Below are 23,969 nucleotides of genomic sequence, written 5' to 3'. Positions count from 1 at the left end.
CTCACCCGTATCCGCCGGTCGACCGCCGTTAGTTATCAGTTCTGAGACCCTCGGCGCGCAGCTTTATCATCCCGCGTCCGTACCGTCGGTAGAACTGACCGTGACCCTCCGTCCATCCGACACGTCGACGCGCGGCCGCGACGCCGACGAGGGGGAGTCCCCCGACACCGACGACCGATCCGCGGTCGACGCGCCGAGCGGCGCCAGAGACGGAGCGGCCCGCCCGGAGGACCGCGCCGAGTCCGGGTCGGCGTCGGCGGGGACGCTCGACGCCGACCGGGCCTCGGGGGACGTCGACGTAACGCCCGCGAAAGGCGCGTCGCGCCCGCTCGAGGCCGATCGCTTCCTCCTCGCGGTCGCCGTGGACGGCGAGGTGCTGTTCGCCGGGCCGTCGGTGCCGGACGTCGTCGGCGTCGAGCGCGACGCGCTCGTCGGGAGCGACCTCCTCGACCGCGTCCACCCGAGCGACCGCGAGCCGGTGGCGGACGCGCTGTCGGCGGTCGCGACGAGCCGGACGGTCACCCACCGGATCCGGCGCGCGAGCGGCGGCTACGCGTGGGTCGAGTCCGTCGTCGACGAGGAGCTGGCCCCGGAGTTCGGCGGGCGGATCGTCACCGTCCGGCAGATCGACACCGACCGCACCTTCCCGGAGCGCTACCGCGCCTTCTTGGAGTACGGCAGCGATCTGGTCACCGTCGTCGACGACGACGGGCTGGTCGTCTACGAGAGCCCGTCCGTCGCGGAGGTGCTCGGCTACGAGCAGGGGTCGACGGTCGGCCGCTCCCCGCTCGGCTACGTCCACCCGGACGACCGCGAGCGCGTGACGGAGCGGTTCTACCGCGCGCTCACCGAGCCGGACGCCTCCCCCACCCTTGAGTACCGCTACCGCACCGCCGACGGCGACTGGGTCTGGCTGGAGTCGCGGACCCGGTCGCTGCCGGCCGACAGTCCCGTCGGCAAACTGCTCATCAACTCCCGGGACGTCAGCGAGCGGAAGGCGCGCGAGCGGCGACTCACCGACCGCAACGAGCGGCTCGACCGCTTCGCGAGCATCGTCTCGCACGACCTCCGGAACCCGCTGTCCGTGATCCGCGGCTCCATCGAGATGGCGCGGCTGCGCGGCGAGACGGAGCCGCTCGAACGCGGCGAGCGCGCCGTCGACCGGATCGACCAGCTCGTCTCGGAGCTGCTCACCCTCGCGCGACAGGGGACGGGGATGGACGAGCCGACCGAGTTCGCGCTCGCGAGCGTCGCCCGCGACGCGTGGGAGACCGCCGCCGAGGGCGACGACGACGCGGAGCTGGTCGTCGCCCGCGACGCGCAGGTGTGCGGCGACCGCGGCCGGGTGCGGCAGGCCCTCGAGAACCTGTTCCGCAACGCGACCGAACACGCGAAGCCGGACGGCTCGGCGGCCGAGCTCCCCGACGGCGGCCCGGAAGCGATCGACGAGGGCGAGACCGGTCCGACCGGCGGTGAAGCCGATCCGACCGGCGGCGGCGAACCCGACCCGACCGACGACGCGCTCACCGTCCTCGTCACCGCCACCGACGGGGGGTTCCTCGTCGCCGACGACGGCACCGGGGTCGACCCCGAGGACCGGGAGTCGGTGTTCGACTCGGGGTTCACCACCCGGGCGGACGGGACCGGGTACGGGCTGGACATCGTCCGCGAAGTGGTCGAGTCGCACGGCTGGAGCGTCGAGCTTCGCTGCGAGTCCGAGGGTCCCGTCGGTCTCCCGGACGGGCGGCGGCTCCGACCGCCCGAGGGCGCGTGCTTCGAGGTGTGCGCCCCCGGTCCGGCGGAGGCCGACCCGGACGAACCCTGGATCGACGGGTGAGAGACCGGCCGGCGCACCGCCGCCGCGGTTCCGACCCGGCGCGTTTATTCCCCGCGACCGTCAACCCGGTCCGTGAGCGTCGCCGACGTGACGATCCGACGGGCCGAGCGCGCCGACCTCCTCGCGGTGGTCCGGATCGAGCGCGCCTGCTTCTCGGACCCGTGGCCGCACGACGCCTTCGAGCGGCTGCTGGAGGAGCCGGCGTTCCTCGTCGCCGAACGGGCGGGCGCGGTCGTCGGGTTCGTCGTCGCGGACCGGACGCCGAACCACGGCCGCGACATCGGCCACGTCAAGGACCTCGCCGTCCACCCCGACGCCCGCGGCGAAGGGATCGGGCGGACCCTCCTCCGGTCGGCGCTGGCCCGGCTCCGCGCGACCGGGGTGGCCGTCGCGCGGCTGGAGGTGCGCGAAGGAAACGACCCCGCTCGGTCGCTGTACGCCGACGAGGGGTTCGACCCGATCCGGCGGGTGGGCGGCTACTACCCCGACGGCGAGGACGCGCTCGTGCTCGTCGTCGACCTCGCGGCGTGGGCCGACGGAGATGTCGGGTAGTGGGAGGCGTCGGATAGTGAGAGGCGTCGGACGGCGGGCGGTGACGCGCTGAGCGGGGCGTGTTGACACGCCGCGTTTGTCGGTGGATCCCACGCCTATCGGCTCGTTGCGCGGGGTTTGACAAGGCTTAGTGTGCGGGGGACCGACTCGATGGGTATGAGTTCGGTTCCCGAGCGGTCCGAGATCGACGCCGAGTACAAGTGGGACCTCGACGGCATCTACGCCGACGACGAGGCGTGGGAGGCGGCCCGCGAGACGGTCGAAGCCCGGATCGACGAGCTGCGCGACTACGAGGGGCGCGTCACCGAGGACGCCGCGACCCTGCTCGAACTGCTCGAACTGCGCGAGGAGATCTTCCGCGAGCTACAGCAGGTGACCACGTACGCCCGGCTGCGAAGCGCCGAAGACACGCGGAACCAGGAGTACCAGGCGATGTCCGCGCGGGCGTCGTCGCTCGGCTCGGAGGCGTCGAGCGCGATCTCCTATCTCGAACCGGAGCTCCAGACGCTCACGGAGTCCGACGTCGAGGCGTTCGTCGACGACGAGCTGGCCCTCGCCGAGTACGAGCACTACCTCGACGACGTCCTGCGGAAGAAGCCGCACACGCGGTCGAGCGAGGTCGAGGAGGTGCTCGCGGACCTCTCGGAGGTCACCGACGCGCCGAGCGAGATCTACTCGATGCTGACGAACGCCGACATGACCTACGGCGTCGTCGAGGACCCCGACGGCGAGGACGTCGAGATCACGCAGGCGAACTTCACGAAGCTCCAGACGAACCCGGACCGCGAGTTCCGCGAGCGCGTCCACGAGACGTTCTACGACGAGTGGGAAGGCGTCCGCAACACGGTCGGCACGTCGCTGGAGAAGGCCGTCCGCGAACACGTGACAAGCGCCGAGATCCGCGACTACGACTCCGCGCGCGCCGCCGCGCTCGACGGCTCGAACGTCCCCGTCGAGGTGTACGACACCCTCGTCGACTCCGTCGACGACAACCTCGACGTGCTCCACCGCCATGCGGAGCTGAAGGAGGCGGCGCTCGGCGTCGACCAGCTCCAGAGCCACGACCTCTACATGTCGCTGACGGGGGATCAGGGTCCCGACGTGGAGTACGAGCAGGCCCGCGAGTGGGTGATCGAGGCGGTCGCGCCGCTGGGCGACGCCTACCAGGAGCGGCTGGCCGAGGGGCTCGACTCGCGGTGGGTCGACGTGTACGAGAACCGCGGGAAGCGCTCGGGCGCGTTCTCGTCGGGCACGTACGACACCCAGCCGTACATCATGATGAACTACCAGGACGACATCGCCTCGATGTACACGCTGGCCCACGAGCTCGGGCACTCGATGCACTCGGAGCTGGCGGGCGACGCCCAGCCGTGGCACGACGCCAGCTACGAGATCTTCGTCGCGGAGATCGCCTCCACGGTCAACGAGACCCTGCTCACCCACCACCTGCTCGACACCGCCGAGGACGACGAGCTCCGGACGCACGTCCTCGACGAGTACCTCGAACGCTTCCGTTCCACTCTGTTCCGCCAGACGATGTTCGCCGCCTTCGAACAGCGGATCCACGAGCGCGTGGAGACCGGCGACGCGCTCACTCCCGACGCCTTCGACGAGATGTACGCCGACCTCAAGGGCGACTACTACGCGCCCGCCGAACTGACCGGCGGCATCGAGCGCGAGTGGCAGCGGATCCCGCACTTCTACTACGACTTCTACGTCTACCAGTACGCGACCGGTATCTCCGCCGCGGCCGCTATCGTCGAACGCGTCCTCGACGAGGGCGAGTCCGCGGCCGCCGACTACCGCGAGATGCTGAAGGCGGGCGGCTCCGACTACCCCCTCGACGTGGTCGAACTCGCCGGCATCGACATGGCGTCGCCCGACCCGATCGAGTCCGCCGTCGGCGTCTACGACGAGTACCTCGACGAGATCGCGACGCTGCTCGACCTGGAGTAGTTCGTTCGGCCACGATCTGACGGACGTTTCTCTTTTATAAGTGAGCCTACGGTGGCGCGTGCCTGCGAGGCCGCTTCGCGGCCGAGCAGCACCGCGCGAGGGAGTCGGTCGCCGAGCGAAGCGACGGCGACCGACGAGGCTGGGGAGGTGTGAGGTGCGGTCGCTGTGCGGTCGGGTGGGACTCAAAGGGGCAGCCGTGAGGGCGGCGCAGGCGACGTAAGCACCGCAGCGAGCAACGCGAGCAAGGAGCGCAGCGAGCGTGCGCCGCCCTCACGGCTGGGGCTTTGGAGGTGTTCACCGCTGATCGCCTGTCAACTATTTATAAGCGAGCGGCTGGGGCTTTAGCGGTCTTCACCGATGAACTGCCGTCAGTATTTAAAAGACGGCGTTTTTGAGAAACTTCGGCCTAACAGAGCCTAAGCATCTCTCCCCCGTACGGAACATTACGATGGCGACGAATCACTCGCAGCCCGCCGGCGCAGGATTCCCGGAGGACCCCGAAGACCTGCTGCCCGAGGACAGCGTCCTCAGCCTCGACGAGTACCTGGCGATGCACGCGACGGTCGGACACCGCACCAGGTACGAAATCCTCTACCGACTCGTCCACGGCGACGACATGAGCCCCAAAGAACTGGAGGACGCGATCGAGGTCGACGACAGCACCCTCCACTACCACCTCAACAAACTCGTCGACGTCGGCCTCGTTGAAAAGCGCCAACAGACCGAGCGAGGAGCGGACGGCCTCTACACGTACTACCGAGCGACAGTGTTCGGTGGAGTAACCCTCACGAGTGGCGTCGACGAACTGATCCGCGGCGAAGCGGAGTTCGAAGCGATGTACGACAGTTCGGTTGAGGAGTGACTCCCGAGACGCCTAAACGGGACTCGCCGTCCCGGCACCGATTTACCGTTTCCCCGCCACACACCGGATAATGGACGAACGCGTACGCGAGCACGCCGCGGTGCTCGTCGACTGGAGCGCGCGGGTCGAGACCGGCGACGACGTCGTCGTCAGCGTCGCGGAGGACGCCCACGAACTGGGCGTCGCGGTCGCCGAGGCGCTCGGCGAGCGCGGGGCGAACGTCACGACGCTGTACGGCTCCGACGAACTCTCCCGGGCCTACCTGAAGGGCGTCGAGGCGAGGGTCTCCGGCGAGGGCGACGGCTGCGACGAGAACGACGACGACGCCGCGGTCGACGCCGCCGACTTCGACTCGGACCCGGCGGTCGACCGCGCGATCTTCGAGGCCGCCGACGCCTACCTCCGGATCGGCGGCGGGCGCAACACCACCGCGACCGCGGACGTCGACCGCCCGACGCGGCAGGCGTACGCGAAGGCCCGGCAGGGCGTCCGCGAGGCGCGGATGGACACCGACTGGGTGTCGACGGTCCACCCCACGCGGAGCCTCGCCCAGCAGGCGGGAATGGCCTACGAGGAGTACCAAGAGTTCGTCTACGACGCCGTCCTCCGCGACTGGGAGGCGCTCGCCGACGAGATGGCGCGGATGAAGGAGATCCTCGATTCCGGCGACGAAGTCCGGATCGTCACCGAGCGCGACGACGCGCCCGACACCGACGTTCAGATGTCGATCGCGGGTCGCACCGCGGTCAACTCCGCCGCCTCCGTCGCGTATGATTCCCACAACCTCCCCTCGGGCGAGGTGTTCACCGCCCCCTACGACACGGCGGGCGAGGTGTTCTTCGACGTGCCGATGACGATCGACGCGACGCGCGTCCGGAACGTCCGCCTCGTCTTCGAGGGCGGCGAAGTCGTCGACTTCGCGGCGGAGGCGGGCGAGGACGCACTCGCGGACATCCTCGACACCGACGACGGCGCGCGGCGGCTGGGGGAACTCGGTATCGGGATGAACCGTGGAATCGACCGCTTCACCGACTCGATCCTCTTCGACGAGAAGATGGGCGACACCGTCCACCTCGCGGTCGGCCGCGCCTACGACGCCTGCCTACCCGAGGGCGAGTCCGGCAACGACAGCGCGGTCCACGTCGACATGATCTCGGACGTGAGTGCGGACTCCCGGATGGAAGTCGACGACGAGGTCGTCCAGCGGGACGGGACGTTCCGGTGGGAAGAGGGGTTCGAACAGTAGAACCCGAAACGCGTCCGCGACGGCTCCGGCGTCGCGACTACTCCGTCGCCGCCTCGATGGCGGCCTCCAGGTCGGCGACGATGTCCGCGGGGTCCTCGATGCCGACCGACAGGCGCACCATGTCGTCGGTGACGCCGGCGGCCTCTTTCTCCTCGTCCGTCAGCTGCTGGTGGGTCGTCGACGCCGGGTGGATGACGAGCGTCTTCGAGTCGCCGACGTTCGCGAGCAGCGAGGCGAGGTCCGCCTCCTCGACGGTCGCCCGCGCGGCCTCGTAGCCCGCCTCCAGCCCGAAGGTGAGCATCCCGCCGTAGCCGCCCTCCAAGTACTCGCTGGCCTCCGCGTGGGTCTCGTGGCTCGCTAAGCCGGGGTAGTTCACCCACGCCACGTCGTCGTGGTCTTGGAGGTACTCCGCGACGACGCCCGCGTTCTCGCAGTGGCGGTCCATCCGCAGCGGGAGCGACTCCGTCTGCTGGAGCGTGTTCCACGCGTCGAACGGCGACTGCTGGTCGCCCAGGTCGCGCAGGCCGCGGGTGACCGCCGCGAACGTGAACGCCGCGTCGCCGAACCGCTCGGCGAAGTTGATCCCGTGGTACGCGGGATTGTCCTGCGCGATCTCCGGGTACTTCTCGGCGTGCTCCGCCCACGGGAACGAGCCGCCGTCGACGACGACCCCGCCCACCGTGGTGCCGTTGCCGGTGAGCCACTTCGTCGTCGACTCCCAGACGAGGTCCGCGCCGTGGTCGAGCGGCCGGCAGAGGTACGGCGTCGCGAACGTGTTGTCGACGAACAGCGGGACGCCGTGGTCGTGTGCGATCTCCGCGATCCGCTCGATGTCGGGCGTGACCAGCGCCGGGTTCCCGATCGTTTCGAGGTGGACGTAGGCGGTGTCCTCGTCGATGGCCTCGGCGTACCCCTCGTAGTCGAGCGGGTCGACGAACCGGGTCGAGATCCCGCGGCGCTCGACGGAGTGGGTGAGGTAGGTGTAGGTGCCGCCGTACAGCGCCGACGACGAGACGATGTTGTCGCCCGCCGAGGCGAGCAGGAACGTGGTCACGTCGAGCGCGGCCATGCCCGAGGCGGTCGCGACCGCGCCGACGCCGCCCTCCAGCGAGGCGATCCGCTCTTCGAGGGCGGCGTTGGTCGGGTTCATCAGCCGGGAGTAAACGTTTCCGGCCTCCTCTAAGGCGAAGAGGTCCGCGGCGTGGTCGGCGTCGTCGAACTGGTAGGCGGTCGTCTGGTAGATGGGCGTCGCGCGGGCGCCCGTGGTCGGGTCCGGGTCCGACCCGGCGTGAACGCTTCGCGTGCTGAACCGGCGGCCGTCGTCCCCGTCGTCGGATGGCATGGCTCCGTGTTCCGCCGCTGCGTAGTTAAAGACGACCGGCCTGTGCGGGCGTTTCCGGTACCTCAGACGGCGCCGAACCGATTCGGGTGGCGGACGCGGAGGGTCGGCGACGCGTCGCCGGAGGTGAGATCGGCGGGCGCGACGCGGTCGAGACCGCGACTCGTGCCAACCGTTAACAGCGTCGGGCCGTAACGCCGCGTATGGGAACACAAGGTCCGCGCGGCGAGTCCGCCGAGATGGAGGAGCTGTTAGCGGAGATCCCGGACGGGGTCTGGCAGTACCTCGCGCTCGGCGTCGCCCTCCTCGTCGGGGTCGCCCTCCTCGGGCAGAGCCTCGTCTACGGTGTCGCGGCGCTCGCGGTGTTGCTCGCGGCCGTCACGGTCGTCAGCGCCGTCGAGATCGTCGACGCCTACGACAAGGAAGCGCTCACGGTGTTCGGCGAGTACCGCGAGCTGCTCGAACCGGGCGTCCACCTCATTCCGCCGTTCGTCTCGCGGACGTACGCGTTCGACATGCGAACCCAGACGATCGACGTGCCGAGCCAGTCGGCGATCACGCGGGACAACTCCCCGGTGACCGCCGACGCCGTCGTCTACATCAAGGTGATGGACGCGAAGAAGGCCTTCCTCGAGGTCGACGACTACAAGAACGCCGTCTCGAACCTCGCGCAGACCACCCTCCGGGCCGTCATCGGCGACATGGAGCTCGACGACACGCTCTCGCAGCGGGAGCTGATCAACAACCGGATCAACGAGGAGCTGGACGAACCCACCGACGAGTGGGGGATCCGCGTCGAGGCCGTCGAGGTCCGCGAGGTCAGTCCCTCACAGGAGGTCCAGCGCGCGATGGAGCAACAGACCGGCGCGGAGCGCCGCCGTCGCGCGATGATCCTCGAAGCGCAGGGGGAACGCCGCTCCGCGGTCGAGCAGGCGGAGGGCGACAAGCAGTCGAACATCATCCGCGCGCAGGGGGAGAAACAGAGCCAGATCCTCGAAGCGCAGGGGGACGCCATCTCGACCGTGCTGCGGGCGCGCTCCGCCGAGTCGATGGGCGAGCGCGCCATCATCGAGCGCGGCATGGAGACCTTAGAAGAGATCGGCAAGGGCGAGTCGACCACCTTCGTCCTCCCGCAGGAACTCACCAGCCTCGTCGGCCGCTACGGCAAGGCGCTCTCCGGCTCCGACGTTCAGGAGATGGAGGGGCTGGAGGGCAAAGAGTTCGACGAGGAGACGGAGAAGCTGCTCGGGCTGGAGGACATCGAGAGCGCCCTCGAACAGCTCGACACCGTGGCCGACAGCGACCTCCGGACCGACGAGACGCGGGACGCGGACACGGCGCGCGACGTCGACCTCGCCCGGCAGGAGGCGGAGACCCGCGAGGCCGACCGCGACATCGAACTGGAGACCGAAAGCGAGCGACCGGGAACGTAAGCCCGACTCACGGCCGCCACGCGTCGTCGACGGAGGTGATCAGCGCCACCGCGGTCGCGCCGCCGGCGCCGCACGGATCGCTGACGTTCCCGGGCCCGAAGCCGTCGATCCCGAGGCGGACCGGGACATCGGTCTGGAGTCGGAGACGGAGTCCGAGACGCGAGGCGAGCCGGCTACGGGTAGCGATCAGCTCTCACAGGCTCTACACTCGAGAATGTCTCGACTGAATTTCTGTGCGGCGTTCACGCTGTGCTGATAGTAGAGGCTCTTGACGCCCTTCTTCCACGCTTCGATGTAGAGCTGATTGATCTCCTTGACGCTCACTTCGCTCGGGTCGATCGAGACGTTCAGGCTCTGTGCTTGGTCGATGTGTTTCTGTCTCTGTGCCGCCTGATTGATGATCGCCATCTGCGGTATCTCGGCGAACGTCTTGAACACATCTTTCTCTTCGTCCGTCAGACACTCGAGATGTTGAACGCTCCCGTCTCTGTTCGCGATGCTGTCCCAGACTTCTCGGGTGTCTTTGCCCTTTTCCGCCAGTATCGCCTGAAGGAATCTGTTCTTCTGCGTCGACTTCAGCTTCGCACCGTCTCGGACGAAGTAGTTCGATTTCAGCGGCTCGATGCTGGGACTGACCTGGCCCAGAATGACGCTGCTCGATTTCGTCGGCGCCACGCTCATCGTCGTCGTGTTCCGCCTGCCGTACCCCTCGAGAACCTCCGGCTCGCCGAACTCGTCGGCGAGCGCTTCGCTCGCCTCGTAACTCCGCTCTTTGATCGTCCGGAACAGCTCCCCGTTCTTCTCCATCGCCTCCATGCTGTCGAAGGGGATCATGTTGCTCTGGAGGTAGCTGTGCCACCCGAGGACGCCGATCCCTATCGCTCTGTGTCGCTTCGCAAACCGCACGGCCCGGTCCATGAACTGTACTCCCTCCGTGCGCTGGATGAACTCCTCCATCACCGCGTCCAGGAACCGGGTCAGCGTCTCCACCGCGTCGGTGTCCTTCCATTCGTCGTAGTGGAGCGCGTTCATACTCGAGAGACAGCAGACGAAGCTCTCGTCTGCCGTGGCCGGCAACGCGATCTCGGTACACAGGTTGGACGCGTTTATCTGGTAGCCCTTGTCCTTGTACACCTGCGGCTTTCCCTCGTTCATGTTCCCCCGGAAGATGATATACGGAACGCCGATGTTGATCCGGGTCTCGATGATGTCTGCCCAGGTCTCTCGCTTCGCTTCGTCGCCGTCGACCATCGCCTGAAACCAGTCGTCACCGATGATGACGCCGTAGTAGATGTCCTGTACCGGGTCTCCCTCGGTTTTGATGTTAAGCCACTCGTCCAGGTCGTCGTGTTCGACATCGATGTAGCCGGCGAACTGCCCCCGCCGGGTTTCGCCCTGACTGATGACGTTGATGATCGTGTCGAACAGCTCCGTGAAGCTGTAACTCCCGTTGCTCTTGCCGTTGTTCGTTATCGGACTGCCCCGCGGCCGCAGCTCACCGAAGTACCCGCTCGTGCCGCCGCCCTGCTTGGTCATCTCGCCCACCTCGGCCTGGGTGTGGAGGATGCTCTCGATGGAATCCTCCATGTGGCTGCCGAAGCAGCTGATAGGAAGTCCTCTGTCCAGGCCGAAGTTGGACCATATCGGGCTGGCGAGACTGTAGAAGCCGCGGCTCATGTACTCGTAGAACCTGTCCGCGAACCCCTCCTCACCCAGGATCTCTTCGGCGCGCTCGGCTATCTGCCTGACTCTCTCTTCCGCTTCGACGCCCTCAAGCAGGTAGCCCTCTCTGAGGAACTCCCTGCTGTCCTCGTTCAGCCAGTAGAACGGTTCGGTGTGCTGTTGCGCGACGCTTTCGAGTTCAGTTTGTGCCATCGTTAGAACATGTCCTCGGCGGTAACGCTCTGCGTGTGTTTGTTGTACGTGGTCGACCGCTTGCTGAAGAAGTCGTTATCCTTCGTCATCATGATGTCCTCGTCGAACCAGCGCGTCTCCTCGAGCAGGTCGTCGTCCGTCTCGAATATCGGTTCCACGCCGACGTTTTCGAGGCTCTGATTGAACCGGTCCCGCAGGAACGCGTCGACGTGCGCCCTGGGAAGGAACGCCAGCTCGCCGTCACCGAATATCCAGTCCAGAATCTCCGTCTCTGCCTCGTAGGCCTGCTGACACGCTTCTTGGACGTCTTCCTCGAACTCCTCGTCGAAGAGGTCCGGGTACTCCTCGCTGATCGTCTCCACCAACTCGACTCCGAACAGCCCGTGAATCTGCTCCTCTTTGCTGGTCGCTTCGACGGCGTTCGCTATCCCCGTGAACTTCTTTTCGTGCTTGTCGAAGCTCGTCATGATGAGGAACTGGCTGAACAGCGAGACGTGTTCGACGAACGTACTGAACAGCAGGATGCTCATCACGTACTCTCGTTCGTCGTCGCTCTCGCTCTTCTCCAGATACTCGTCGAGGTACTCGATCCGCTTTTTCATCGCCGGCTCCGCAGTCACCTGCTCGAAGTCGTCCGTGATTCCTAAGACGTCGAGGAGGTGACTGTAGGCGTCCATGTGCCGCACCTCGCTTTCCGCGAAGGTCATCCCCACGTTCCCGACCTCGGCTTTGGGCATCTCCTCGTAGATGTCCGACCAGAACGTCTTCACCTGCACCTCGATCTGCGCGATAGCCAACATCGTCCGCTTGATAACGGTCTGCTCGGCGGGAGTCGTGTTGACCTTGAAGTCTTGGACGTCGCCGTCGAAATTGAACTCCGTGTGTACCCAGTAGCTGTTCCGGATCGCCTCGACGTAGTCGAGGAACTCGCTGTACTCGTAGGGTTTCAGCTGTGTTCGCTCCGAGAAGATGTCCGTCTCTGTCTCCGTGCCTGTACCGGCGTTCGTGTTTGCGTTTTCGCGTTCACTCATCGTTGGCCATCTCAAACGTGACCGATTGCGTTGGGTTGCCGCTGCCACTGTCTACATCAGTCCGGTGAGTCCGACCGCAGTCGTGTCGCTCGGGAGACGGTCTTACAGCGTAACCTGCGGGTAGCCGTGTGAACCGTATCGGACCACACAGACTCCACTGGTATAAGCATTACCAACGAAATTGTAGTACAACAAGTTAACTTTCATAAGAGGGGAGCGGAGCCGCTCCTCCGATCCACGAACGGGCGGTGCCGAGACGGGGACTGAGCGGTGATCCCCGGTTACGGGTGGTCGCTACGGTGCCCAACTGGCGGCGTCAAGCCCCACGCTAGTCCAGTTACGAGGGCGTCGCCGAGCAGTTCGGCGAGAAGCGCGAACCAGGAGCCGGGCGCGAGCGAGAGACCGACGAAACGTGAGACCCGGACAACGTCGACCTCGCCGAGCAGGAGGCGGCGACGCGCGAGGCCGACCGCGACAGCGAGCTGGAGACCGAACGCGAGCGGCCGGGCGACCGATCGGCTGGCAGCGCGGTCGACGCGGCGGGAGGCGAGCGAGGGCAGCCCCGGCTCACGGCCGCCAGCGCTCGGGGTCGACCGCCCAGAGGAGCGCGACGGCGACCGCGCCGCCGACGCCGCCGCCGACCAGCGAGAGGGGGTCGGACGCCCCCGCCGCGAGCGCCGCGAGCAGCAGGACCGACCCGACGAGGAGGGCGGCGGTGTCCTCCGTGGTGGTCGCGCGGACGACCGGCGCGACCGTCGCCCCGGCGACGGTACCGAGCGCAATCTCGCCGCGCCGCCCGGTGATCGCGGCCGAGAGCGTCTCCGGGTCGACGAGCGCGGGGAGGACCGCCGCGGGCGCGGCGAGGGCGCCGGCGACGACCGCGAAGGCGGCCATCCCGCCGAAGACGGGTGCGAGAAGCGTCGCGCGCGCCGAGAGGTCGACGCCCGCGAGCGCGGCGACGCCGCCGACCAGAAGCACCGACCCGACCGCGAGGAGGGGCGGCGTGGCGATGAAGGAGTACGGCGTTGGGGCGATGAGCGATACGGAGTCGGTCGCCGATTCGGGAGGAACCGTGGGCGCGACGGAAACGGTAGCCGCGAACACGGCCACAGCGGCGACGAGGAGGGCCGATCCGAGGAGGCGACTGCGGAGTGACATGGACGGTCAGACGCGTTCCGACCACAAAACGATCGCGGGACGGAGCCGCGTCCGGGGTCGCGCTCGACGCGCTGGAGAAGCCCCGCCCGTCACACCGTGACGCCGGCGCGCTCGTCGCCGATGGAGACGATCACCCGCTCCGGCGGCCCGCGCTCGTCGATGAGTCGTATCAGAAGCGTCTTGACGACCGGATCCTCGGTCTCGACCTCACCGCGGACGCCGCCCTGGTCGACGGCGATCCGGAGAGAGTGATCGCCCGTGCGGCTGATCCCGCCGAGTCGGAGTTTGGCCTCGGGCACCGTGAGCCGCTGGGCGATCACGAGGATCGCGTCGCCGCCGTCGCCGACGAACTCCGTGCGCTCGACGAACTCCTGCGACTCGGTCGCGTCGGGCTTGAGGACGCCCCGAACCGCCGAGGCGGACCGGAACGAGGCCGCGTGCGTCAACAGCTCCTCGGGCCGGGCGAGGACGCTGCGGCTGTCGACCATCGGGTTGCCGTCGACGTACCGGCTCCGCACGCCGAGGTCGCGGGGGGTCGAGGCGGCGACGTCGTGGAGGCGATCGACGCACCCGGCAGTAGCGAGGGAGAGTGCGCCGGCGACGACCGCGCGACGATACATGTGCCCGACTGTGACGCAGCGAGGTAAAAACCCCGCCCCCACAGTGACGCGGACTGAGAATCGGATCGGGGTCGGGGCGACGTGGGGGAGCGTCGGCCAGATATGTCTCGAACGCCCGCTCGTGCGGCCGATTTCGACCGTTACTCGTCCATCGCCGGCGCCGGGACGCCCTCGTCGCCCGCGTCGAGCTCGAAGGCACGCCGCAGCTCCGCGATCCGGTCGCGGATGTCGGCCGCCAGCTCGAACTCCAGGTTGCTCGCGGCCTCGTCCATCCGGTCTTCGAGCGCCTCGATCTGCGCTTTCGCCTCCTCGGCGCTCTCCACGTCGCCGACGCTCACGTTCGAGGTGTCCGTCTTCGAGCCGGGGAGGTTCGTCTCGCTGACCGGCTTGTCGATGGTGGTCGCCTCGTAACCGTGCTCTTCGTTGTACTCCAGTTGGATCTCGCGGCGGCGCTGGGTCTCCTCGATGGCTTCTTCCATCGAGTCGGTCACCTCGTCGGCGTAGAGGACGACCTCGCCGTTGACGTTGCGGGCGGCCCGCCCCATCGTCTGGACGAGCGTCGTGGTGGAGCGGAGGAACCCCTCCTGGTCGGCGTCGAGGATGGCGACGAGGCTCACCTCCGGGATGTCGAGTCCCTCCCGGAGCAGGTTGATGCCGACGAGCACGTCGATGTTGCCCAGCCGGAGGTCGCGGATGATCTCGTGGCGTTCGAGGGTGTCCGTCTCGTCGTGCATGTACGCCACGTCGACGCCGGCCTCCTCGAGGTACTCGGTGAGGTCCTCGGCCATCCGCTTGGTGAGCGTGGTGACGAGCACGCGCTCGTCGCGCTCGATCCGCTCGTCGACGCGTTCGAGGAGGTCGTCGACCTGTCCCGTCGCCCCCGTCACCTCCACTTTCGGGTCGACGAGGTGCGTCGGGCGGACGATCTGCTCGACGATCCGGTCGGAGGTCTCGCGCTCGTAGTCGCTCGGCGTCGCCGAGACGTAGAGGGTTCGGTCCGTCTTCTCCTCGAACTCCTCGAAGGTGAGCGGGCGGTTGTCGTAGGCGGTCGGGAGCCGGAACCCGTTCTCGACCAGCGAGTCCTTCCGCGACTTGTCGCCCTCGTACTGGCCTTTGATCTGGGGGATCGTCTGGTGGGACTCGTCGACCACGGTGAGGAAGTCGTCGGGGAAGTAGTCGAGCAGGGTGTAGGGGGCGTCGCCGGACTCGCGGTCGTCCATGTGGACCGAGTAGTTCTCGATCCCGGAGCAGTAGCCCGCCTCGCGGAGCATCTCCAGGTCGAAGGTGGTGCGCTCCTCGATGCGCTGGGCCGCCACGAGGTCGCCCTGCCGCTCGAAGTAGCTGACCCGCTTTTCCATCAGGTCCTCGATCTCCGCGACCGCCTGTTCGAGCTGATCGTCCGGGATCGAGTAGTGCTCGGCGGGGTGGAGCATGACCGCCGGCTCCTCCGAGACGACCTCGCCGTGCATCGGGTCGACCTTGATCATCCGATCGATCTCGTCGCCCCACAGCTCAACTCTGACCGCGTACCGCCCGTACATCGGATAGATCTCGACAGTGTCGCCGCGCACCCGAAACGTGCCCTGCGTGAAGTCCACGTCGTTGCGCTCGTAGTTCAGGTCGACGAGCCGGGCGAGCAGCTCCTCGCGACCGATCTCCTCGCCGACCTCCAATCGCAGGGCCATGTCGCGGTAGTTCTGCGGGTCGCCCAGCCCGTAGATGGCCGAGACGGAGGCGACGACGATCACGTCGTCGCGGGTGAGCAGCGAGCGCGTCGCGGAGTGGCGCAGGCGGTCGATCTCCTCGTTTATCGACATCTCCTTGTCGATGAACGTGTCCGTCTGCTCGACGTACGCCTCCGGCTGGTAGTAGTCGTAGTACGAGACGAAGTACTCGACGGCGTTGTCCGGGAACAGCTCGCGGAACTCCTCGTACAGCTGGGCCGCGAGCGTCTTGTTGTGGGCGAGCACGAGGGTCGGCTGGTCTAACTCCTCGGCGACCCACGAGACGGTGTTCGTCTTCCCGGAGCCCGTCACGCCGAGCAGCGTCTGCTTTTTCGCGCCCGACTCGAACCCCTCGACCAGCCCTTCGATCGCCTCCGGCTGGTCGCCCGCCGGCTCGAACGGGGCGTCGACGCGGAGGGGGCGGTCGACGGTCGGGCGGTCCTCGGAGAGGGGGGAGTCGGCGTCGCTCACGATACGCGTCGTTGGGCGGCGAGACACTTGAGCGGCGCGGCCGCGCAAGTGGCGGCGACGAAACCGGTCCCGCGGGGACGGTTCCGCTCGGGGGAAGACCGATTACGGATCGGGCTGAACGCCCACCCGTGTCCCTCCTCACACCCGCCGTCGCGTTCGGTGCCGCCCTCGTTCTGTTCGTCTGGCTCGCGTCCGGCGTCTGGGTCAACTCCGACGCGCACGCTCGCGGAAGCGATCATCCGGCCGTTTGGGGCGTCTTCGCGCCGCTCTCGGGAATTGTGCTGTTCTACTATCTCCTCTGGTGGCGTCGCGGACGCCCTCGCGAGTACCCGCCGTCTCGGTTGGAGCGAGCCACCGCCGTCGTCGTCCTCGCCGGTCTCGGTGGACTGGTCGCCGGGGGCCTCGTCTCCCCGCCCGATCCGGTCTCGCAGTTGACCACGTGGCCGGTCGCGTTCGCCTGCTGTCTCCCCGTCGCGTACTGGGTGGTTAAAAGGAGATTCGACGCCCCCGGAGGAGAGGGCGCCGGTCGCTGAACGAGAGAGCCACGCCGCTCGTTCGGCGGTGGATTTAGTAATACAGAAATTTCAGGTACAACTAAGAATGGCGAGTAGTACAAACGAACCAACGGTAGTACGCGTCTCGCAGAAGGGACAGGCCACGATCCCGAAGGGGCTTCGCGAGAAGTTCGGGATCGAGACGCCCGGCGAGGTGTTCATCTACGAGGCGGAGGGGCGGATCGTCGTCGAGCCGGTCCCCTCGCCGGACGAACTCCACGGGATCCACGCCGAGGGGCACGAGCGCGGGGAGGCGTTGGAACGGGTTCGCGAGTTGAAAGCCGAGGAGAAGCGTCGGGAAGCGGAGCGGACCGACCGGCTTCGCCCCTCCGAGGACGAATGAGCGGCGGCTACGTCTTCGACACCGAGGCCGTCGTCGCCTACCTCTACGGGGAACCCGGTCACGAGGCGGTCGCCCGGCTCCTCGACGAGGTGTTCGCCGGCGAGTCAGCGGGCTCGCTCGCCGAGACGAACGCCGGCGAGGCGTTCTACCTCGTCTCGCGGTTCGAGGGGATCGACGACGCCCCGACGGACGCCTCGCTTCGGGAGGCCGATCGGGACCTCCGCGCGCTTGAGCGGCGAGGGCTGGAGATTGAGTCGGCCGACTGGCGGCTGGCGGCCGAGGTGAAGGCCCACGGGAGCATCTCGCTCGCCGACGCGTACGCCGTCGCGCTCGCGAGCGAGCGGGACGCGACGCTCGTCGCCGGTGCGGACGACGACTTCGACGAACTGCCCGTCGAGGTCGACGTTCGTCGGTTCCGGGACCGAGGCGTGTGACCCGGATAGCCCACCACCGAGCGCTGTTGTCCGGGGTCGTGTGAGCCGACCGTGTTCCCCGCGTCAGCGCTCGCGGACCGGTTCCGTCTCGACCGCGTCGTCGCGCTCGTCCAGGAGGTGGTCGCGGGCCGCGGACCGGTCCTCGGTTTCGAGGAGTCGCTCGACGCGGCGCTCGAACTCGTCTTCCGTCAGCTCGCCGCGCGCGTAGCGGTCTCGAAGCGACTCCAGCGGGTCCGGTTCGGCGTCGGTCGCGGTCTCGTCTTCCTCGTCGTCGATCCGATCGGCGAGGACGAACGACACCGCGATCGTGCCGACGATGAGTCCGGTGAGGACCGCGCCGGAGACGGTGCCGGACAGGAGGAGAGCGCCGGCGATCGGGACGCCGATAGCGAGCGAGAGGAGGGCTGCTCCCGTTTCCTCGTCCATGCGTACGGGCGGAGCACCGAGGACGAAAACGTTTCCCCCTGTCCCCGCGACGCTACGGGTATGCGCATCGCCGTCCCCAACAAGGGCCGCCTACACGAGCCGACGCTCTCGCTCCTCGAGCGCGCGGGACTCCACGTCGAGGAGACCGCCGACCGCCAGCTGTACGCCGACACCGTCGACGAGGACGTGACGGTGCTGTTCGCGCGGGCGGCCGACATCCCCGAGTACGTCCGCGACGGCGCGGCCGACCTCGGCGTCACCGGTCTCGACCAGGCGGCCGAGTCGGGCGGCGTCGTCGACGACGCGGCCGCGGCGGCCGAGGGCGACCTCGTCGACCTGCTCGACCTGGGGTACGGCTCCTGTCGGCTCGTCCTCGCGGCCCCCGAGGACGGCGACGTGTCGGCCGTCGAGGATCTGGCTGACAGGACGGTCGCAACGGAGTTCCCGAACGTCACCCGCGCGTACCTCGACCGCGTGGGCGTCGACGCCGACGTGGTCACCGTGACGGGCGCGACGGAGCTGACCCCCCACGTCGACATGGCCGACGCCATCGTCGACATCACCTCCACGGGGACGACGCTGAAGGTCAACCGGCTGGCGGTGATCGACGACGTGCTCGACTCCTCCGTCCGACTGTTCGCCCGCCCGGACGTGGTCGACGACGCGAAGGTCGAGCAGGTCGTGACCGCCTTCGAGTCCGTGCTCGCGGCGGACGGCCGGCGTTACCTGATGATGAACGCCCCGAAAGACCGGCTCGACGAGGTGAAGGAAGTGATCCCCGGGCTGGGCGGCCCGACCGTGATGGACGTGGAGGCCGACGAGAACGGCAACGGGATGGTGGCGGTCCACGCGGTCGTCGACGAGCGCGACGTGTTCGAGACCATCTCGGAGCTTCGGGCCGTCGGCGCGACCGGCATCCTCGTCACCGAGATCGAACGGCTCGTGGAGTGAGGCGGCGCGAGGCGGTCACTCCCTCTCAATACCGTCGCCCTCGCCGATCAGCCGCTCCTTCTCCGCCCGCGACAGCGACTTGATGGCGTACTCCCGCGACATCGCGGCCGACTTCGAGTCGAACGACTCGACGTGGCGCAGGGTGACGGGCGTCCGCCCGCGGGTGTACTTCGCCCCCTCCCCGGCGTCGTGTTCGGCGACGCGGCGCTCGACGTCGGTCGTGTACCCGGTGTAGAGGGTGCCGTCGGCGCACTCGATCACGTACACGTGGTGGTCGGCCACGGGACGCCGTGCGAGCGCGAGCGCAAAGTGTGTGCGGATGTGCCCGAACCGGAGGCAGACGGAGCCGTCGCTCTCGGTGCGCTCGGTCTTCGGCCGGCGTTCGACCGGTCAGTCCCCGGTTCGCGTCCGCTCGCGAGACACCTCGGCGATGCCCGCGTTCGCGGAGCACTTCGGGCACGCGTTCAGGTCGCCGTGCTCGTCCGCGAAGACGCGAGCGAAGCGGTCCGAGACGTGCGACCCGCAGTGGTCACAGCGTGGCATGTGATGCCGACGTACGTCGGCAACTACCATACGGACTCGACGAACAAATACCCTTTTTCGACCCCGTCGGCTGCCGGTGTTCGCTCGGTCGCCCGGATCCGAATTCCGGCCGGATCGACGAAGTACCGACCCGCTCACTCGGCCCGCGCCGCGTCGACCGCGCGGGCGATCAGCCCGGCCTGCGCGCCGGCGACGAACCCGGCGTCGACGTTGACGGTCGTGAGCACGGAACACGACTGGAGGGCGCCCTCCAAGGCCGCGACCCCCTCGCCGCCGACGCCGTACCCGGTCGAGACGGGGAGCGCGATCACGGGGGCGTCGACGAGTCCGGCGACGACGGTCGGGAGCGCGCCCTCGCGACCGGCCGCGACGACGACGGCGTCGGCCTCGCGAACCCGATCGACCTGGTCTAAGATCCGGTCGAGGTTGGCGACGCCCACGTCGTCGACCCGGTCGACCGTCGCCCCGATTTCGCGGGCGACGACCGCCGCCTCGCCGGCGACGGGCGCGTCCGCGGTGCCGGCGGCCACGACCGCGACCGCGGCGTCGAGCGACGGCGGCTCGAAGTCGGCGGCGTGCGCGACGACGGTTCCCGTCCGGTCGTCGCGGTCGACCGTCGCGTCCGCGTCGCCGTCGCCGACCGTAGACGCGACCGCCGCCGCGGTCGCCTCGTCCGCGCGCGTCACCAGCGCTCTGCCGGTGGTTTCGAGCGCGGTCGTCGCCAGCGCGGCGACCTCCGCCGGCGTCTTCCCCTCGGCGAGGATCGCCTCCGGGATCCCGCGCCGTCGCTCGCGGGCGGCGTCGAACCGCCCCGCGTCCGTGGTCGCGTAGCCCGCGAGCCGCGACTCCGCCTCCTCGACGCCGATCTCGCCCGCTTCGAGCGCCGCTAACGTCTCTCGCATGGGCGACTGTGGGAGGCGGACCCGGTCGAACCTGTCGGTTCGACGCCCGTCGGTCGGGCGCGCGATGCGGTCGAGCCGAGTTCGGGGCGGGTTCGGGTCGCGTTCGGGGCGGATTCGAGTCGGTGCGGAGATAGGAATCTCACAAGATTTATAAGGGGTTGTGTTCGCGCACCCCCGCGAACCGGCGGCACGGCGCCCCTCGCGGTCGAATTCAGGAACTCTTATTAACCATCACCGGGTAGAGCCGGACGCATGGCAGACCTTATTGTCAAAGCGGCCGTCAAGGAAGCCCTGGACGACAAGAACGTCGCTTCGGACTTCTACGACGCGCTGGACGACGAAGTGGACGAGCTGCTCGAAGACGCCGCGCGCCGCGCCGAGGCCAACGACCGGAAGACGGTCCAGCCGCGCGACCTCTAAGACGGAACTCGTTTCCGTTTCACTTTATTTGGACGCCGACCGCCGAGCGGCCGCGCTGTCGGTCGTGTCGTCGTTTTTCGGCAGGGTCACACCTCGTCGACCCGGACGCCGGAGTCCGTGCCGACGTGGATTTCGTCCGCCAGCCCGACGAACAGTCCGTGTTCGACGACGCCCGGAGTCGCCGACAGCGTCGCCGACAGCGCGGCCGGATCGGCGAGCTCGCCGAACGCGCAGTCGAGCACGAGGTTCCCGTTGTCCGTGACGACCGGGCCGTCCTTCCGCTCCGCGCGCCGCAGCGTCGGTTCGCCGCCCGCCTCCCGAACCGCGGCGGCGACCGCGGTGCGCCCCGCGGGCAACACCTCGACCGGAACCGAGCGGTCCAGCCGCGGCGACTCCTTCGAGGGGTCGGCGACGACCAGAAACCGGTCGGCCGCGGCGTCGACGAGCTTCTCGCGGGCGTGGGCCGCGCCGCCGCCCTTTATCAGCGCCCCGCCGGTCTCGGAGATTTCGGATCCCTCGCCGCCGGTCGCCACCTGATCGGCGCCGTCGATCGCGAGGTCGATCCCCGGACCGTCGGGACCGATCGCCTCGTCGAGGTCGATCAGGGGAATCCCGCGGTCGGTCGCGAGTTCGCGGCTCGCGAAGGAGGTCGGGACGCCGCGCGCGTCGAGACCGGCGTCGACCCGGTCGCCGAGCCGCCGGATCGCGTGGGCCGCCGTCGACCCGGTCCCCAAGCCGACCACGTCGCCGTCGGTCACCCTCTCGGCCGCCGACTCCCCGGCGCGTCGCTTCATCGCGTCGCTCCCGCCGCTCGTCTTCATACGCTCGGGTGCGGGCGGGGTCGTTGAAAAGGCGTCGGCGACGTGCGGACGGGCGGGACGCGGCCCACCGGAACGGGACGAGACCGCTCACTCCAGCCGGTCTAACACCGCCTCCGCGTCATACGCGAGCGAGAGCTCGCGGGAGCGGCCGCGGCCGTCGACGTCGGCGTACTCCGCGTCGATCACGCCGAGCTGGTCGAGCTTGTTGATGATCTCGGAGTAGCGGGTGTAGCCGAGGTCGGTCTCGTCGTTGAACGCGTCGTACACCGCGCCGGCGCGCTCGCCGTCGTTGGCGGCGAGGACGCGGACGAGGTCGCGCTCGGACTCCGAGAGACCACGGAGCGACCGCGAGAGGTGGACGTGCTTCGACTTGTCGTACGCCTCCTCGACGTCCTCCTCCGAGATCGTCTTCGAGGCGCGCATCTCGGCGTTGAGTCCGGCCCGGCGCAGGAGGTCGATCCCGACCCGGAGGTCGCCGCTGTCTGCGGTGAGGTCGGCGACGCGCTCCAGTTCGGCGTCGCCGATGACCCCCTCGTGGAAGCCGCGCTTGGCGCGCTCGGCGAGGATGTCGTAGATCTCGGTCGCGTCGTAGACGGGGAAGTACACCTCCTCGGGGCGGAAGACCGACTGGACCCGGGTGTCGAGGTCGTCGATCACGTCGAGACCGAGGTCCGAGGAGACGACGATCACGCCGATCTTCGCGCCGGAGTGGGCCTCGTGGGCGCGGAGTAGCGAGTAGAGCGTGTCGGACGCCTCGTTCTCGTAGAAGAGGTAGTTCACGTCGTCGAGGGCGACGACCAAGACCTCGTCCTCCTCGACGAGGCGGTCGGTGATCTGGCCGAACAGCTTCTTGAAGGAGATGCCCGAGGAGGGGGGTTCGTACTCGAAGATCCCCTCGAACAGCCGGGAGAACACCGCGTAGCGCGTCGAGTCGACCTGACAGTTGACCCGCACCGTCCGCACCTCGGTCCGGGCGCCCAGCTCGCCGAACAGCTTCTGGACCGCGGTGGTCTTGCCGGTCCCGGGCGGCCCGCGGACCATCGTGTTGAGCGGGCGGGAGCCGCGCACCGCGGGGCGGAGCGCGTACTTCAGGTTCTCCAGCTGGCTCTCGCGGTGACGGAACGTCTCGGGGACGTGGTCGATCTCGAACACCGACTCGTCGCGGAACACCGACTCGTCCCACGAGAGCATGTCCCCGGCGTCCCCGGTCATGCGAGTACCACGAGAGGCCGCGCACTTAACCGTTGCCCGGCGGCGGGGCGAAACTGAAACTTGTCGCGCGAGCGCCCGATCGGAGCGATTCCGCCGATCGCTCGTTCACTCTCGGTCCGGCCGGGTCTCGGTTCCCTCCGCCCGGATCGCGGTCTCGGTCGCCGTAACCCCGCTCGCGTCCCCGCGGCGCAACACCAGCACGTGGCGCGTCAGCGACCGGTGAACCCGGCGCTCGAACGCCGCGTCGACGGTCCAGCCGGCCTCGCGGGCGGGACCGCGCCAGTCGCGGTCGGCGACGATCACCGCGCGCGGCGCGACCCGGGCGGCCTCGTCGAGCGCGCCCGCGACGAGGTCCGCGAGCTCGTGACGGGCGATCTTCGACTGCCGGCCGTAGGGGGCGTCGAAGGCGACGCCGTCGACCGCGTCGTCCGGGACGGGGAGCGCGGTCGCGTCGCCGCGCGCGACGTGCCAGTCGGGGGATCGCTCGGCGTCGTCGGTCGCGCCCGCGTCGGGGGCGCCGTCGCCGCCCAGGTACTCGCGGAAGTTCTCCCGCGCGCCGCGGACCATCTTCGCCTGCGCGTCGCAGGCGACGGCGTCCGCGCCGACGAGGCCGGCCTCCAGCGGGAGACCGCCGGTGCCGCACATCGGGTCGAGCAGGGTCCGCCCGGGGGCGGCGCCCGCGAGGTTGGCGTAGGCGCGGGCGTCCGCCGGGGCCATGCTCCCCGGCTGGAAGAAGGGCCGGTCGGTGGGCTTCGGCGCGAAGTCGCGGGCGGCCTCGACCGCGACCCACCCGAGCGCGCAGAGATCCGCGTCGCCGCCGTCGGCGCCGGCTATCGCGTCGTGTTCGGCGCGCGCGCCGGCCGAAAAGAGCGCGCGGAGGACGTGGTCGGGGTCGTCGAGGTCGACGTCGAACCCGCGGTCGACGAGGACGCCGCCGAGTTCGCGCTCGGCCGCCTCGGTGGAAATTCCGGACGTTCCCCGGACGTTCCGGGCGCGGACCGCGACGCTGCCGGACCGGTCGAGCGACGCCGCCCGGAGCGCGGCGGCCGCGGCGTCGACGTCGGCGTCCGTGCGGGCGACCGCCTCGTGCGCGGCGCGGGTGTACGCGAGCCGGCGAGCGTGGGAACGGTCGATACCGCCGGTCCGCGCGATCCCCGGCGCGAGGAGGTCGACGCCCGTCGCGGCGGTCGCGGCCTCGCGGGCGGCGAAGGCGTCGGTCTCGCCGGCGAGTTCGAGCCAGTACACGCCGACGTCTCCGC

Annotated in this window: 24 protein-coding genes; 11 read left to right on the top strand and 13 right to left on the bottom strand. The window is 68.9% G+C overall.

The features are described 5' to 3' along the window. Positions 1-100 precede the first annotated feature (100 nt). From J2744_RS04705 to J2744_RS04685, 5 genes are all read left to right on the top strand, one after another. Positions 101-1,837, top strand: a complete 1,737-nt coding sequence (locus J2744_RS04705; protein ID WP_209545207.1) for a PAS domain-containing protein — start codon at positions 101-103, stop codon at positions 1,835-1,837. Between the two features lie 72 nt (positions 1,838-1,909). Next, on the top strand, positions 1,910-2,389 hold the full coding sequence (gene rimI / locus J2744_RS04700; RefSeq protein ID WP_209545199.1) for a ribosomal protein S18-alanine N-acetyltransferase: 480 nt from the start codon (positions 1,910-1,912) through the stop codon (positions 2,387-2,389). A gap of 156 nt (positions 2,390-2,545) precedes the next feature. Beyond that, entirely contained in the window at positions 2,546-4,345 is a 1,800-nt protein-coding gene (pepF, locus tag J2744_RS04695) for an oligoendopeptidase F (protein WP_209545197.1), read from the top strand. 448 nt (positions 4,346-4,793) lie between these two features. Beyond that, positions 4,794-5,207, top strand: a complete 414-nt coding sequence (locus J2744_RS04690; RefSeq protein WP_209545195.1) for a winged helix-turn-helix domain-containing protein — start codon at positions 4,794-4,796, stop codon at positions 5,205-5,207. A 70-nt stretch (positions 5,208-5,277) separates the two neighbouring features. After that, positions 5,278-6,453: an aminopeptidase gene (locus J2744_RS04685; RefSeq protein WP_209545193.1), complete on the top strand. Its 1,176-nt coding sequence runs from the start codon at positions 5,278-5,280 to the stop codon at positions 6,451-6,453. Positions 6,454-6,490: 37 nt separating this feature from the next. On the opposite strand, the gene J2744_RS04680 is transcribed toward J2744_RS04685, so the two are convergent. Further along, positions 6,491-7,795: an O-acetylhomoserine aminocarboxypropyltransferase/cysteine synthase family protein gene (locus tag J2744_RS04680; RefSeq protein WP_209545191.1), complete on the bottom strand. Its 1,305-nt coding sequence runs from the start codon at positions 7,793-7,795 to the stop codon at positions 6,491-6,493. A 200-nt stretch (positions 7,796-7,995) separates the two neighbouring features. Here J2744_RS04680 and J2744_RS04675 point away from each other — a divergent pair, with 200 nt between their 5' ends. After that, positions 7,996-9,225, top strand: coding sequence for an SPFH domain-containing protein (locus tag J2744_RS04675; protein ID WP_209545189.1), 1,230 nt, complete (start codon positions 7,996-7,998; stop codon positions 9,223-9,225). Between the two features lie 186 nt (positions 9,226-9,411). Here the strand turns inward: J2744_RS04675 and J2744_RS04670 are convergent, their stop codons facing one another. The 5 genes from J2744_RS04670 to uvrB form a co-directional block, all read right to left on the bottom strand. Then, entirely contained in the window at positions 9,412-11,100 is a 1,689-nt protein-coding gene (locus tag J2744_RS04670; protein ID WP_209545187.1) for a ribonucleoside-diphosphate reductase subunit alpha, read from the bottom strand. A gap of 2 nt (positions 11,101-11,102) precedes the next feature. Then, positions 11,103-12,131, bottom strand: coding sequence for a ribonucleotide-diphosphate reductase subunit beta (locus J2744_RS04665; RefSeq protein WP_209545185.1), 1,029 nt, complete (start codon positions 12,129-12,131; stop codon positions 11,103-11,105). Between the two features lie 567 nt (positions 12,132-12,698). Then, positions 12,699-13,289 (bottom strand): hypothetical protein, encoded by a 591-nt coding sequence (locus tag J2744_RS04660; protein ID WP_209545183.1) that lies wholly within the window; start codon positions 13,287-13,289, stop codon positions 12,699-12,701. Positions 13,290-13,378: 89 nt separating this feature from the next. Next, positions 13,379-13,909, bottom strand: coding sequence for a hypothetical protein (locus J2744_RS04655; RefSeq protein ID WP_209545181.1), 531 nt, complete (start codon positions 13,907-13,909; stop codon positions 13,379-13,381). A 140-nt stretch (positions 13,910-14,049) separates the two neighbouring features. Further along, positions 14,050-16,104 carry an excinuclease ABC subunit UvrB gene (gene uvrB / locus J2744_RS04650; RefSeq protein ID WP_209545180.1) on the bottom strand — a complete coding sequence of 685 codons (2,055 nt, stop codon included), beginning with the start codon at positions 16,102-16,104 and terminating at the stop codon, positions 14,050-14,052. A gap of 128 nt (positions 16,105-16,232) precedes the next feature. Between uvrB and J2744_RS04645 the strand changes: the two genes are divergently transcribed. The 3 genes from J2744_RS04645 (at position 16,233) to J2744_RS04635 (ending at position 17,435) form a co-directional block, all read left to right on the top strand. Beyond that, positions 16,233-16,637, top strand: a complete 405-nt coding sequence (locus J2744_RS04645) for a hypothetical protein (protein WP_209545178.1) — start codon at positions 16,233-16,235, stop codon at positions 16,635-16,637. A gap of 67 nt (positions 16,638-16,704) precedes the next feature. Continuing rightward, the gene (locus tag J2744_RS04640) at positions 16,705-17,001 is read left to right on the top strand and encodes an AbrB/MazE/SpoVT family DNA-binding domain-containing protein (RefSeq protein ID WP_209545176.1); all 297 of its coding nucleotides are present in this window, start codon (positions 16,705-16,707) and stop codon (positions 16,999-17,001) included. Next, positions 16,998-17,435, top strand: a complete 438-nt coding sequence (locus J2744_RS04635) for a PIN domain-containing protein (RefSeq protein ID WP_209545174.1) — start codon at positions 16,998-17,000, stop codon at positions 17,433-17,435. Before J2744_RS04640 ends, J2744_RS04635 begins: the two co-directional genes overlap by 4 nt. 63 nt (positions 17,436-17,498) lie before the next feature. Here J2744_RS04635 and J2744_RS04630 read toward each other — a convergent pair whose 3' ends face one another. Further along, a complete protein-coding gene (locus tag J2744_RS04630; protein ID WP_209545172.1) occupies positions 17,499-17,861 on the bottom strand; it encodes an SHOCT domain-containing protein in 363 nt (120 codons plus the stop codon). Positions 17,862-17,921: 60 nt separating this feature from the next. On the opposite strand from J2744_RS04630, the gene hisG reads away from it, so the two are divergent. Continuing rightward, complete coding sequence (gene hisG / locus J2744_RS04625; RefSeq protein WP_209545170.1) at positions 17,922-18,812, top strand: ATP phosphoribosyltransferase; 891 nt, start codon at positions 17,922-17,924, stop codon at positions 18,810-18,812. A 15-nt stretch (positions 18,813-18,827) separates the two neighbouring features. Here hisG and J2744_RS04620 read toward each other — a convergent pair whose 3' ends face one another. The 3 genes from J2744_RS04620 to larB all read right to left on the bottom strand — a co-directional run bounded on the left by J2744_RS04620 (position 18,828) and on the right by larB (position 20,257). Next, positions 18,828-19,094, bottom strand: coding sequence for a GIY-YIG nuclease family protein (locus tag J2744_RS04620; RefSeq protein WP_209545169.1), 267 nt, complete (start codon positions 19,092-19,094; stop codon positions 18,828-18,830). Positions 19,095-19,202: 108 nt separating this feature from the next. Further along, a complete protein-coding gene (locus tag J2744_RS04615; protein ID WP_004599353.1) occupies positions 19,203-19,355 on the bottom strand; it encodes a DUF7563 family protein in 153 nt (50 codons plus the stop codon). 134 nt (positions 19,356-19,489) lie between these two features. Next, positions 19,490-20,257, bottom strand: coding sequence for a nickel pincer cofactor biosynthesis protein LarB (gene larB, locus J2744_RS04610; protein ID WP_209545167.1), 768 nt, complete (start codon positions 20,255-20,257; stop codon positions 19,490-19,492). Positions 20,258-20,509: 252 nt separating this feature from the next. On the opposite strand from larB, the gene J2744_RS04605 reads away from it, so the two are divergent. Further along, positions 20,510-20,677: a DUF1931 family protein gene (locus J2744_RS04605; RefSeq protein ID WP_004047560.1), complete on the top strand. Its 168-nt coding sequence runs from the start codon at positions 20,510-20,512 to the stop codon at positions 20,675-20,677. 86 nt (positions 20,678-20,763) lie between these two features. On the opposite strand, the gene rpiA is transcribed toward J2744_RS04605, so the two are convergent. The 3 genes from rpiA to J2744_RS04590 all read right to left on the bottom strand — a co-directional run bounded on the left by rpiA (position 20,764) and on the right by J2744_RS04590 (position 23,955). Then, complete coding sequence (gene rpiA, locus J2744_RS04600; RefSeq protein ID WP_209545159.1) at positions 20,764-21,498, bottom strand: ribose-5-phosphate isomerase RpiA; 735 nt, start codon at positions 21,496-21,498, stop codon at positions 20,764-20,766. A gap of 87 nt (positions 21,499-21,585) precedes the next feature. Beyond that, entirely contained in the window at positions 21,586-22,710 is a 1,125-nt protein-coding gene (locus J2744_RS04595) for an ORC1-type DNA replication protein (protein ID WP_209545157.1), read from the bottom strand. A 105-nt stretch (positions 22,711-22,815) separates the two neighbouring features. Further along, a complete protein-coding gene (locus J2744_RS04590) occupies positions 22,816-23,955 on the bottom strand; it encodes a THUMP domain-containing protein (RefSeq protein ID WP_321169786.1) in 1,140 nt (379 codons plus the stop codon). Positions 23,956-23,969 lie beyond the last annotated feature (14 nt).

Origin of the sequence: Halorubrum trapanicum (assembly GCF_017873555.1) — an archaeon.
GTDB classification, from domain to species: domain Archaea; phylum Halobacteriota; class Halobacteria; order Halobacteriales; family Haloferacaceae; genus Halorubrum; species Halorubrum trapanicum.
This window is presented reverse-complemented; position numbering and strand designations above follow the sequence as displayed.